We start from the raw sequence: 12,729 nt of genomic DNA, 5'->3' as shown, positions 1-12,729 counted from the left end.
AATTAGCGGTCCACGTCTGACATAACAAAATCAATACTACCCAGATAGACAATAAGGTCTGATACCAGGCTGCCACGGATAGCCGACGGGATCTGCTGCAGGTGCGCATAGCTCGGCGTACGAATACGGGTGCGGTAGCTCATGGTGCTGCCGTCGCTGGTCAGGTAGTAACTGTTAATACCCTTGGTCGCTTCCACCATCTGGAACGATTCCTGCGCCGGCATGACCGGGCCCCAGGAAACCTGCAGGAAGTGGGTGATCAGGGTTTCGATATGTTGCAGCGTGCGCTCTTTCGGCGGCGGCGTGGTCAGCGGGTGATCCGCTTTGAACGGGCCTTCCGGCATGTTGTCGAGGCACTGCTGAAGGATACGCAGGCTCTGGCGCAGTTCTTCCACTTTCAGCATCACGCGGGTGTAGCAGTCAGAAACGCCACCGCCGGTCGGGATTTCAAAGTCGAAGTTTTCATAGCCAGAATACGGACGCCATTTACGCACGTCGAAGCCGATACCGGTCGCGCGCAGGCCAGCACCGGTGGTGCCCCACTCCAGCGCTTCTTTCGCGGTATAAGCAGCCACGCCTTTAGAGCGGCCAATCAGGATGGTGTTACGCAGCGCCGCTTTCTCATAAGAGTCGAGACGCTTCGGCATCCACTCGAGGAATTCACGCAGCAGGCGATCCCAGCCTTTCGGCAGGTCGTGCGCTACGCCACCGATGCGGAACCATGCCGGGTGCATACGGAAACCGGTAATCGCTTCCACCAGATCGTAGATTTTCTGACGGTCGGTAAAGGCAAAGAATACCGGCGTCATCGCGCCGACGTCCTGAATAAACGTAGAGATATACAGCAGGTGGCTGTTGATGCGGAACAGTTCGGAGAGCATCACGCGAATAACGTTAACGCGATCCGGCACGGTTATCCCCGCCAGTTTTTCAACGGCCAGTACGTATGGCATTTCGTTGACGCAGCCGCCGAGATATTCGATACGGTCGGTATACGGAATGTAGCTGTGCCAGGACTGGCGCTCGCCCATTTTCTCCGCGCCGCGGTGGTGATAGCCCACGTCAGGCACACAGTCGACGATCTCTTCGCCATCAAGCTGCAGGATAATACGGAATGCACCGTGCGCAGACGGGTGGTTCGGGCCGAGGTTGAGGAACATAAAGTCCTCGTTTTCGGTACCGCGCTTCATGCCCCACTCTTCCGGTTTGAAGGTCAGCGCTTCCATCTCGAGGTCCTGCTTAGCTTTGGTCAGCTCAAACGGGTCGAATTCGGTGGCGCGCGCCGGATAGTCTTTACGCAGCGGGTGGCCTTCCCAGGTGTTCGGCATCATGATGCGACGCAGATTCGGGTGGCCGTTAAAGGTAATACCAAACATCTCCCAGGTTTCACGCTCATACCAGTTGGCGTTCGGGAAAAGTTTGGTGAAGGTCGGCACGTTCAGATCGTTTTCAGACAATGCCACCTTGAGCATAATATCGCTATTACGTTCAATGGAGATCAGGTGGTAGAAAACGGAAAAATCCGCCGCGGGTAAACCCTGGCGGTGCGTACGAAGACGTTCGTCCATGCCGTGTAAATCAAATAGCATGACGTAAGGCTTAGGCAGTTTCTTCAGGAAGTCGCCGACTTCCAGCAGCTGTTCGCGCTTGACCCAAACGACGGGAACCCCGGTGCGGGTCGCCTGAACGGTAAAAGCATCCGGCCCAAAACGGTTGCGCAGTTCGCCGATGACCGGGTCATCAAGGTGATCCCGTGTTTGCCATGCGGCCGCTTCATGCGCGGTTAAATCGGTCATATTGTTCACCATTGCAAAAGGTCCGTGGTGACTGCTGACGAGGCTTCGCGTTGTAGTAAATTGATTTGCGAAGTTTTTATCCCGCCCGCAGGCGCAAATTAAATCTCGTCAGGCGTGCGCAGATTCGTCACTGCAATTCGTTCGCCGCGTTTACGCTCGCGTTCCGATTGCATGTTGGCGCGATAAACGCCCTGATCGCCCACCACCCACGACAGTGGGCGGCGCTCTTTGCCGATAGACTCCTGCAGCAGCATTAGCGCCTGCATATAAGCTTCCGGACGCGGCGGACAGCCCGGGATATACACATCCACCGGAATAAACTTATCAACGCCCTGCACGACAGAGTAAATGTCGTACATGCCGCCAGAGTTCGCGCAGGCCCCCATGGAGATAACCCACTTCGGTTCCAGCATCTGTTCGTACAGGCGCTGAATAACCGGGGCCATCTTGGTGAAGCAGGTTCCCGCCACCACCATCAGGTCAGCCTGACGCGGAGAAGCACGCAGAACTTCCGCCCCGAAACGCGCCACGTCATGCACCGCGGTGAAAGACGTCACCATCTCAACGTAGCAGCAAGAGAGACCAAAGTTGTAAGGCCAGATTGAGTTTTTGCGACCCCAGTTGACCATATCGTGCATCGCGTGTTCGAGCTTGCCCATATACACGCTTTTGTTAACTTCCTGCTCCAGGGGATCGGTAACAATCTCCTGTTTTTGCAGGGGATAACGGTCGTTCTCACCGTTAGGATCTATGCGGGTGAGCGTATAATCCATCTTATTGCCTCGCTTTTACTGCGTATTACGGTTAGTGACGCTGTCAGTATCGGAGTTAACCAGGGTGCGGCGAGAACGCGCAGGCGTCCAGTCAAGTGCGCCAACACGAACGAGGTAAACCAGACCAGCCAGTAGCACCAAAATGAAAATTGCGGCTTCGATAAACCCTACCCAGCCACTTTCGCGGATAGACGTTGACCAGGCGAAAAGGTAGAGCGCTTCCACGTCGAAGATGACGAAGAACATGGCGACCAGATAGAACTTCGCGGACATGCGCAGGCGTGCGGTGCCCACAGAGTCGATGCCCGATTCAAACGGCGTGTTTTTACTTCTTGCGCGTGCGCGACCGCCAAGATACCAACCGCCGACCAGCATGAGGCAGCACAGGCCAACGGCGATGAGCAGAAAGATAGCGAATGCCCAATGATGAGCGATGATTTCAGTGGATGTTGACATACTCAAAGCTTTACCAAATAGGTAGCATAACCCCTTCTGCTCTTACCGGCAGATGGACGCTACATCGATTCATGGGGAGGATTAAAAAACCAGCAAAGCGGCCAGAATCACAGCATAGACCGAAAAAATCTGAGGTTTTTTACTCCTTTCGATAACCTTTTGTCAACTTTAACAAAGGTTTCATCACATTAATTTACATCAATTCCATTTCATTAACATTACGTGCCCTTTGCGGCATTTCGACTCATGTCACCCTCCGGATTGAGTGCTGGTGAATCGTGTCCGTTTACGAACAATAACAACTAGTACCCTTCTATTTTGACAGGAATTTCACACGATTCCTCCCCCTCTGGAGGAGTATTTTCTTGATCTAAGACACGGTTCTGTTAATTCGACCTGAAAAACAGCAACAAAACACCCGGTTTTTTAACATTAGCAGGATATGTTAAAAGTGGATCACAATTGACAGCATTCGTGAATGAGAATCACATAATCGATTGATTATAATGTGATTATTAAAAAGCATTAATTGCCAAAAGCATTAGCACAGGCGAAAAAAAAGCCACTGGCTCACTTTTGCTAGCCAGTGACTCTTTTTTACACTTACATTTTGTTACCAGTTTTCTAAAAGGTTGTTACTCAATAACCTCGTCATTAGCGTGGGAATCATCTCCCCCTTCCAGGGTATAGACCGTGCTCTGCGTCCAGGGTTTGATGCTCGTCTCAACCGACTGGAAAATCATCTGCATTAATTCATTTGGATTCTGCACGTTACAGCTTAGTAAATATTCGGTATCTGGCAACACCGGCAGTTTGTCGGCTCTCCCCAACACGCGCAGTTCCGGGCTCATCATCTCTACCGGCCTTGCGGTAACGCCGAGGCCCGCCTTCACCGCAGCGCGTACTGCCGACGGTGTAGAGGCCACATATGCCAGACGCCATGGCACATTTGCCGCATCCAGGGTTGAGATGATCATATCGCGGAACGGGCTGGGATCATCAAGCAACACCAGCGGTACTGGCTCTCCCGGGCGCAGAGCGAATTCTGCGGCGCAGTACCAGTGCGTCGGCGAGGTACGCAACACCGTTGAGTGGAACGCATCAATCCGGTGCGTGGTCAGTACCAGATCAACCTCGTTTTTATGGAGCATGTCCGCCATGTCTGCATGTCGCTTAACACGCACATCCAGGCCAAGCTTTGGCCAGGCGGAGCTAATACGGTTGAGCAGGAATGGCAGGATGGTATCCGCTGACTCATCGGAGGAACCAATCGTCAGTTGCCCCTGAACCGTACTGAACATCAGCGATGTACAGGCCTCATCATTGAAGCGCAGAATTTTACGTGCGTAGCCTAAAAGCTGAATACCGTGCTCGGTCAGCAGTTTATTGCGGCCATGGCGGGCAAAAAGTTCTTTGCCAACAAGTTGTTCAAGCCGCTGCATTTGCTGGCTAACGGCGGATTGGGTGCGACAAACGGCTGCTGCTGCTGCGGCAAAAGTGCTCAAATCGGCGACCGCAACAAATGTTCTCAGCAGATCGAGGTCGAGGTTCAGTATCGGACGATTTGCATTTATCATATTTATTCACTTACAGGCCGCTAAGGCTAACCTGCCTTGTTGATGCCGCGCTCTGAAATCAGGCTCATCCTTTTAAAAGCCCATCCTTCGGCATGATGCAACCGAATGACTGCCTGACGGAGCGGTATTACATTAAAATTGTCTGCCTCCCATCGGGTGACAGTCCCCTCTGCGATAAAGTGTTTATCTTCAGGTGTGAGACTATTTTTCTCAGTACCTTTGTGTGTGCGCTTTCAAAAAAACCGGTTGTATGACCAGTCAATATAATCCTGACTACCCAATAATACCGGAAGTAAACAAATGATTAAAAACTGTTAAATAACAAAATGTTGTCGACTTTCAGGGGTAATCACTCACGCATTTGATGAATGAACCCCTGCGATAGCATCATTATCCTAACCCAAAACCTTTATATTTATAAGTATTAATAAGTAAGATCTTAAGATAAAAACTCCATTAAAATCAAAATGCTTTAATAAAACTAACAATTCTTAATGATTACTTTGCAATTTAAAATAAAACATTAATGACCCTCAGAGCGGTTCATTAACAATGATTAACATTGAATTCACAGAGAAATGTATTAGTCATGATGTAGATGTTTGATGAATTCATTCACAATTAATATTACTAAAGCATTGCTAAAGTATATCGCGACACTTTTTTTCCTCTGATTTAACTGTTTTGTTTTTAATCAGTCACAACCACCAAAAACCAACAACCATACAACACAAGAAGCTATAAAACCGTAAATTACCAACACATATAATCAGTAATTTCGCTGGATTATAGTTAAAAAGAATGTGCTGTAACATTTAAAATGACAAAATCTTCTCCTGTTGACCCTTCAAAACAGCGGTGATGCGGAGTACATTATTCCGAGCTGACTTCCATGGCTGGGAGTGGCGATAACAGCTAAAAGGTTAAAGGTTCATGTCTCCCATCGAAAAATCCAGCAAGTTAGACAACGTCTGTTACGACATCCGTGGCCCGGTTCTGAAAGAGGCCAAACGTCTTGAAGAAGAAGGCAACAAAGTTCTCAAGCTTAACATCGGCAACCCGGCCCCCTTCGGGTTTGACGCGCCGGATGAAATTCTGGTCGACGTGATCCGAAACCTGCCAACAGCGCAAGGTTATTGCGACTCCAAAGGTCTCTATTCCGCCCGTAAAGCTATCATGCAACACTACCAGGCGCGCGGCATGCGCGACGTGACGGTAGAAGATATTTATATCGGCAATGGCGTATCTGAACTGATTGTGCAGGCCATGCAGGCATTGCTGAACAGCGGCGATGAGATGCTGGTGCCGGCACCGGATTACCCGCTATGGACAGCAGCCGTCTCACTTTCCGGCGGCAATGCGGTGCACTATCTGTGCGACGAATCTGCCGGCTGGTTCCCGGATCTCGACGATATTCGCGCCAAAATCACCCCGCGAACCCGTGGCATTGTGATTATCAACCCAAACAACCCAACCGGGGCGGTCTATTCCAAAGAGCTGCTGCTGGAAATCGTCGAGCTCGCCCGCGAACACAACCTGATCATCTTCGCTGACGAAATCTACGATAAGATCCTCTACGATCACGCCCAGCACCACTCTATCGCCGCGCTGGCCCCAGACTTACTGACCGTGACCTTTAACGGCCTGTCAAAAACCTATCGCGTGGCGGGCTTCCGTCAGGGCTGGATGGTCCTGAACGGGCCGAAAAAACATGCGAAAGGGTATATTGAAGGGCTGGAAATGCTGGCCTCAATGCGCCTGTGCGCCAACGTACCGGCGCAGCATGCCATCCAGACGGCGCTGGGCGGGTATCAGAGTATCAGCGAATTTATCGTACCAGGTGGTCGCTTGTATGAGCAGCGTAACCGCGCGTGGGAACTGATCAACGAGATCCCTGGCGTCTCGTGCGTGAAGCCGAACGGCGCACTCTATATGTTCCCGAAAATCGATGCTAAACGCTTTAACATTCACGATGATCAGAAAATGGTGCTTGATTTCCTGCTACAGGAAAAAGTGCTGCTGGTTCAGGGAACGGCGTTTAACTGGCCGTGGCCGGACCATGTGCGTATCGTCACGCTGCCGCGCATCGACGATCTGGAGATGTCGATTACCCGCTTTGGCCGCTTCCTCTCAGGTTACCGTCAGGCGTAAGACGTTGGCCGGATTTGCATCCGGCCCGCATCTCAGCGCACAATGACCTTTACTGATGTTACCGAGTAAGGGTCGCTATGAATCAGAGTCATTTTTTTGCCCACCTCTCCCGCCTCAAATTAATCAACCGCTGGCCATTGATGCGCAATGTGCGCACTGAAAACGTCTCTGAACACAGTTTGCAGGTGGCGATGGTTGCCCATGCGCTGGCCGCGATTAAGAACCGTAAATTTGGTGGACAGGTCAATGCCGAGCGTATTGCACTACTGGCGATGTACCACGATGCATCAGAAGTCCTGACCGGCGATTTACCGACACCGGTGAAATACTTCAACTCACAAATCGCCCAGGAATATAAGGCTATCGAGAAGATTGCGCAGCAGAAACTGGTTGAGATGGTGCCGGAAGAGTTGCAGGATATTTTTGCGCCGCTGATTGATGAGCATCAGTACAGCGACGAAGAAAAATCTATTGTTAAACAGGCCGATGCGTTGTGTGCGTATTTGAAATGCCTGGAAGAGTTATCGGCCGGGAATAACGAGTTTTTGCTGGCAAAAGGTCGGCTGGAGAAAACACTGTCAGAACGGCGTAGCGAAGAGATGGACTACTTTATGGAGGTATTTGTGCCGAGCTTCCATTTGTCGCTGGACGAGATCAGTACTGACTCGCCGCTGTAGTGCGGTCTGTTGTTGCCGGATGGCGCTGGCGCTTATCCGGCCTACAGGTGCATCCAACATTATCAACCCACGCAGGCCGGATAAGGCGCAGCCGCCATCCGGCTTTATCGCCACTCAAAACGGGAACAATACCGGTATCAGCAGCACGCTGACAATCATCACCAGAATGGTAAACGGTACGCCAATTTTCACAAAATCGCTGAAGCTATATTTTCCCGGCCCCAACACCAGCGTGTTCACCGGTGATGATACCGGCGTCATAAAGGCTGCCGAGGCCGCCATCGCTACGACCATGGCGAACGGATAAGGTGAAACCCCCATCGATTTCGCTGCCGCCAGCGCAATCGGTGCCATCAATACCGCCGTTGCTGTGTTGGAAATAAACAACCCGATAGTCGCGCACATCACAAACAGACAGCCCAGCATCAGGTAAGGCCCCTGCCCGCCACCGATATCCATCAGCCCTTTCACCACTAAATCAACGCCGCCGGTTTTTTGCAGCGCCAATGCGAACGGCATCATCCCCACAATCAAAATGATGCTCGGCCAGTGAATGGATTTATAGGCGCTTTGCGCATCAATACAGCGGAATTTCCCCATCAGCAGGCAGGCAATAATCGCCGCAATCGGGTTAGGAATTTCATCTGTCAGCATGAGGGCCACCATCAGTACCAGACAGAAAATCGCATGCGGCGCCTGGCTATGAGCGGGCGAGGCGTCGCTCACTTCAACCGGAAGATTAAGCACCACGAAATCGCGCCCTTTCTGCGCCAGCTGATTGATGAGTTTCCAGTTCCCTACCACCAGCACGATATCGCCAAGTTCCAGTGGGATGTCTACCACCGAGCCGTCCAGCGCTTCGCCGTTACGTTTCATCCCCACGACGTTCAGACCATAACGGGTACGAAACGCTATTTCGCGCACCGTTTTCCCCAGCAGTTCCGATTCCGGGATCAGCGACACTTCCGCCATCCCCACATCCAGCGCCTGATCGGCAAAGTATTCACCGCGCAGCACCATCGGCTCAAGCATCTGCTCGGCGCAAAAATCACGCAGATCAACGTCTGCGGCCGACATATCAATCAGCAACACATCGCGGGCGCGGAATTCAGATACCCCGTTCACATTCACAATCACCCGACGGAAACGGCGCCAGCGCTCCACGCCGATAACGTTCGCGCCGTAACGTTCACGCAGCTTCAGGTCATCGAGTCGCTGGCCAATCATTGGCGAGCCGGGGCGAATCGCCAGACGGCGCGCGCGTCCGGTTAGGCGATAAGCTTTAATCAGATCGCGAAACGTGCTGCGTTTACCGCCATCGCGAGACAATGACGGGTCTTCACCTTTGAACATGAAGCGCATCAGCAGCATATAAACAATACCGAGCAACAGCACGACCAGACCTATCGGGGTGACGCTGAAGAAGCCAAAGCCGTGTAGCCCTTCGCGAACTAATTCACTGTTGACGACCAGGTTTGGCGGCGTCGCCACCAGCGTCATCATCCCGCTGATAAGCCCGGCAAAACTGAGCGGCATCATCAGGCGAGACGGCGAGATATTCATGCGCATCGACACGCTAAGCACAACGGGAATAAAGATAGCTACCACGCCGGTTGAGCTCATAAACGCACCGAGACCGGCGACGGTGAGCATCAGATAGACCAGCATCTTGGTTTCGCTGCTACCAGCAACCTGCACCAGCCACGCCCCCATCTTGGTGGCGACGCCAGTACGCACCAGGCCATCGCCGATGATAAACAGGGCGGCAATCAGAATAACGTTGGGATCGCTAAAACCTGAAAAGGCTTCGCTGAGGGTTAAGGTACCGCTTAATACAAAAGCGACAATCACTAACAGTGCGATAGCGTCCATGCGCACTTTGCCCATCGCGAACAGCACAACCGCGATGGCCAGAAGAGAGAGCACCCAAATCAATTCACCGTTCAAAACACATCCTTGTCAGAAAGATAAGTGATAAGTATTGGCATGATGGCAGAAAAAAGCCCCGTGAATACGGGGCCAAATCATAAGATTATGCTTTTAATGTGACATCGACGATGCCGTCAGGCTGTTTAGCAATATTGAGCGCAGCAAGCGTCGTCAGCACAAAATCGGCTTCATTAAGACGTGGCGCATCTGCTGGCACGTTAACCGCTATCACATGACACCCTGCCGCCAGACCGGAGAGCACACCCGCCGCCGCATCTTCCACGACGGTACAATCCTGCGGGGCGAGCCCTAACAGCTCCGCGCCCAGCAGATACGCATCCGGCTCTGGCTTGCCGCGTTTCACGCGCTCGGCGGTGACGAAGACTTCCGGCATCGGCAGCCCCGCCGCCTTGTGGCGCGCATGAGCAACCGGAATTGAGCCCGACGTCACAATCGCCCACGGAATGTGGTTTGCGTTCAGCGTTTCGAGCAACTCAAGCGCGCCTGGCAATGCGACCACGCCGTCCGTATCGCTGGCTTCAATCTGCTCAAGGCGGGTGAACTCGGTCTGGATCGTCTCTTCAGATTGCCCCGGCATAAAGTGGCGAAGCGAGGTGATCGCTTGTTTACCGTGGATAAAACCGAGGATCTCATCGTGCGGTATACCGAAACGATCGCCCCAACTGCACCATGAGCGTTCCACGACCGGCAGAGAATCTACCAGCGTACCGTCCAGATCAAACAGAAAACCTTTACACTGCACAGGCGCCTCCATCAGGCGTTGATGATTTGATTAATTTCGTTGCTGCTTAAATGATACTGGCGCGGGCAGGAATGCCAGACGTTCAGCATGCGCTGATATTTTTCCCACATTGGGGTCTGGGCGTTAAAGCCGTGTGTTCCTGCGTCAAAATGGGTATAGCGACCTTCAACATTGACCATGAAGCGAACATAGCTCAGGAAGCGGGCTTCGGTCGCCGCATCAAAGCCAAGGAAGGTAACGCGACGTTCGTCGATAGTGTCGGCGTCTTTCAGGTTGGTCCATGAAACGTGCAGCGCGTGATACATCTCCATGATGTCGATGACGATGCGGCAGGTTTCTTCTTTTAACTCACCGAAGTCGCGATCCAGTTCGCGCATTTGCAGGCCAAAACCGCGCTCAATGATGGTCTGCAGACGGCGATAGCGTTCCGCATTATCGGGATCAAGCATAGTCATCATTTTGTATTGGTTAGACAAAATCAGACGTTGAGCATGGGTCATTTCCATTTTTACGACTCCTGTTGCGCTTTGCAGCATAAAAAAAGACACAAACGTTGTGTCTTCTTTTATATGCGTTTTTGATGGTTAATTACAAATCATCAAGGAAAGTTTTATCCAGTTGTTTGAAGGCGCGCTTAAGCGTGTCAGCCAGAGCCTGATAATCGGGCTTTCCTTCTACCGGGGCGAGCGCCTGCCCGGCCTCCTGTAATTTTCCACGCACGTCGTAGAACCATTGCAAGGTGGATGGCGGTAGTGGCGTAACGGAGCGTTTACCCAACCACCATAGCCCCTGCATCGGCAGGCTCAGAGCAAACAGCGCGGTGGCAACGGCCGGGCCAAGTTGCCCACCCAGGGCAATTTGCCAGCACAGCGTAAAGACCGCTACCGGCGGCATAAAGCGGATTGCATAGCGAGTGATGCGGATCGCGCGGTTTTCGATAAACACCGGCGCAAGGCGTTTTTCCAGCGGCCACGTCTTAGAGTAGTGCTGCCCCCGGCGGAACAAACTAAAAAAACTGACCGAGCGATTTTCGGGCGTCGACATGGCTTACCTCAACTTCACATATAAAAATTAAAAAATTCGTGCAAATCCACAACTGGGTATGACAACGTTCAAAACATTTTGGCATACACCCTGCAATCGGGTATCCTGTGCCAGCCTGAGATGAGGGCTAGTCTATCTCGTCCAGTCCGTCAAATTATCGCATATTCTGCCATTGGCTGAAAAATATGCAAAATGACTTAGAATCAATATGTATTTCTTCCATCCTGCCTCAAAATCGATTCAGGCATGATGTTAATCATAAATGTCAGTCTCATCCTGCGCTACGCTTTGTGACTCCTGACGTTTTTTTAGCCACGTATCATAAATAGGTACTTCCATGTCGAGTAAGTTAGTACTGGTTCTGAACTGCGGTAGCTCCTCACTGAAATTTGCCATCATCGATGCACTGAACGGTGACGAGTACCTCTCTGGTTTGGCCGAATGTTTCCATCTTCCTGAAGCACGTATCAAATGGAAAATGGACGGCAGCAAACAAGAAGCGGCTTTAGGTGCAGGCGCCGCTCACAGTGAAGCGCTGAACTTTATCGTTAACACTATTCTGGCACAAAAACCAGAACTGTCTGCACAGCTGACTGCGATTGGTCACCGTATCGTACACGGCGGCGAGAAGTACACCAGCTCCGTTGTTATCGACGAATCCGTCATTCAGGGCATCAAAGACTCTGCCTCTTTTGCTCCGCTGCACAACCCGGCTCACCTGATCGGTATCGCCGAAGCGCTGAAATCCTTCCCGAATCTGAAAGACAAAAACGTGGCTGTATTCGATACCGCGTTCCATCAGACCATGCCGGAAGAATCTTACCTCTATGCTCTGCCGTACAGCCTGTACAAAGAGCACGGCGTTCGTCGTTACGGCGCGCACGGCACCAGCCACTTCTTCGTGACTCAGGAAGCGGCCAAAATGCTGAACAAACCGGTTGAAGAACTGAACATCATCACCTGCCACCTCGGCAACGGTGGTTCTGTTTCTGCAATCCGTAACGGCAAATGCGTTGACACCTCTATGGGTCTGACTCCGCTGGAAGGTCTGGTGATGGGTACGCGCTCTGGCGACATCGACCCGGCTATCATCTTCCACCTGCACGACACCCTGGGCATGAGCGTTGATGCTATCAACAAAATGCTGACCAAAGAGTCTGGCCTGCTGGGTCTGACCGAAGTCACCAGCGACTGCCGTTATGTTGAAGACAACTACAAAGAGAAGGCTGACGCTAAACGTGCAATGGACGTTTACTGCCACCGTCTGGCGAAATACATCGGCTCTTACACTGCACTGATGGACGGTCGTCTGGACGCCGTTGTCTTCACCGGTGGTATCGGTGAAAACGCTGCAATGGTTCGCGAACTCTCCCTGGGTAAACTGGGCGTTCTGGGCTTTGAAGTTGATCACGAACGTAACCTGGCTGCTCGTTTCGGTAAATCTGGCTTCATCAACAAAGAAGGCACCCGCCCTGCTGTTGTGATCCCGACCAACGAAGAGCTGGTTATCGCGCAAGACGCCTGCCGTCTGACCGCCTGATTCCACACCGCCAGCAATGCTGG

At 52.0% G+C, this 12,729-nt stretch carries 11 protein-coding genes; 3 read left to right on the top strand and 8 right to left on the bottom strand.

The window, feature by feature from the left end:
* Positions 1 to 2: 2 nt before the first annotated feature.
* The 4 genes from nuoC to lrhA all read right to left on the bottom strand — a co-directional run bounded on the left by nuoC (position 3) and on the right by lrhA (position 4,602).
* On the bottom strand, positions 3 to 1,808 hold the full coding sequence (gene nuoC / locus F0Q32_RS03665) for an NADH-quinone oxidoreductase subunit C/D (RefSeq protein ID WP_149462013.1): 1,806 nt from the start codon (positions 1,806 to 1,808) through the stop codon (positions 3 to 5).
* An 86-nt stretch (positions 1,809 to 1,894) separates the two neighbouring features.
* The gene (gene nuoB / locus F0Q32_RS03660; RefSeq protein ID WP_015963653.1) at positions 1,895 to 2,569 is read right to left on the bottom strand and encodes an NADH-quinone oxidoreductase subunit NuoB; all 675 of its coding nucleotides are present in this window, start codon (positions 2,567 to 2,569) and stop codon (positions 1,895 to 1,897) included.
* A gap of 15 nt (positions 2,570 to 2,584) precedes the next feature.
* Entirely contained in the window at positions 2,585 to 3,031 is a 447-nt protein-coding gene (gene nuoA, locus F0Q32_RS03655; protein ID WP_041686206.1) for an NADH-quinone oxidoreductase subunit NuoA, read from the bottom strand.
* A 629-nt stretch (positions 3,032 to 3,660) separates the two neighbouring features.
* Positions 3,661 to 4,602 (bottom strand): transcriptional regulator LrhA, encoded by a 942-nt coding sequence (lrhA, locus tag F0Q32_RS03650; protein ID WP_149462012.1) that lies wholly within the window; start codon positions 4,600 to 4,602, stop codon positions 3,661 to 3,663.
* Between the two features lie 933 nt (positions 4,603 to 5,535).
* Between lrhA and alaA the strand changes: the two genes are divergently transcribed.
* Together alaA and yfbR are read left to right on the top strand one after the other, a co-directional pair.
* Complete coding sequence (gene alaA / locus F0Q32_RS03645; RefSeq protein WP_015963650.1) at positions 5,536 to 6,753, top strand: alanine transaminase AlaA; 1,218 nt, start codon at positions 5,536 to 5,538, stop codon at positions 6,751 to 6,753.
* A gap of 77 nt (positions 6,754 to 6,830) precedes the next feature.
* On the top strand, positions 6,831 to 7,430 hold the full coding sequence (yfbR, locus tag F0Q32_RS03640; protein ID WP_149462011.1) for a 5'-deoxynucleotidase: 600 nt from the start codon (positions 6,831 to 6,833) through the stop codon (positions 7,428 to 7,430).
* A 114-nt stretch (positions 7,431 to 7,544) separates the two neighbouring features.
* On the opposite strand, the gene F0Q32_RS03635 is transcribed toward yfbR, so the two are convergent.
* The 4 genes from F0Q32_RS03635 to yfbV form a co-directional block, all read right to left on the bottom strand.
* Complete coding sequence (locus F0Q32_RS03635) at positions 7,545 to 9,377, bottom strand: SLC13 family permease (protein ID WP_149462010.1); 1,833 nt, start codon at positions 9,375 to 9,377, stop codon at positions 7,545 to 7,547.
* Between the two features lie 85 nt (positions 9,378 to 9,462).
* A complete protein-coding gene (locus F0Q32_RS03630; RefSeq protein WP_149462009.1) occupies positions 9,463 to 10,122 on the bottom strand; it encodes a sugar phosphatase in 660 nt (219 codons plus the stop codon).
* A gap of 11 nt (positions 10,123 to 10,133) precedes the next feature.
* The gene (locus tag F0Q32_RS03625) at positions 10,134 to 10,628 is read right to left on the bottom strand and encodes a YfbU family protein (RefSeq protein ID WP_149462008.1); all 495 of its coding nucleotides are present in this window, start codon (positions 10,626 to 10,628) and stop codon (positions 10,134 to 10,136) included.
* Between the two features lie 82 nt (positions 10,629 to 10,710).
* Entirely contained in the window at positions 10,711 to 11,166 is a 456-nt protein-coding gene (yfbV, locus tag F0Q32_RS03620; RefSeq protein ID WP_149462007.1) for a terminus macrodomain insulation protein YfbV, read from the bottom strand.
* A 337-nt stretch (positions 11,167 to 11,503) separates the two neighbouring features.
* On the opposite strand from yfbV, the gene ackA reads away from it, so the two are divergent.
* Positions 11,504 to 12,706, top strand: a complete 1,203-nt coding sequence (gene ackA / locus F0Q32_RS03615) for an acetate kinase (protein WP_015963644.1) — start codon at positions 11,504 to 11,506, stop codon at positions 12,704 to 12,706.
* Positions 12,707 to 12,729 lie beyond the last annotated feature (23 nt).

The sequence above is a fragment of the Pseudocitrobacter sp. 73 genome (genome assembly GCF_008369545.1).
Taxonomy (GTDB): Bacteria; Pseudomonadota; Gammaproteobacteria; order Enterobacterales; family Enterobacteriaceae; genus Pseudocitrobacter; species Pseudocitrobacter vendiensis.
This window is presented reverse-complemented; position numbering and strand designations above follow the sequence as displayed.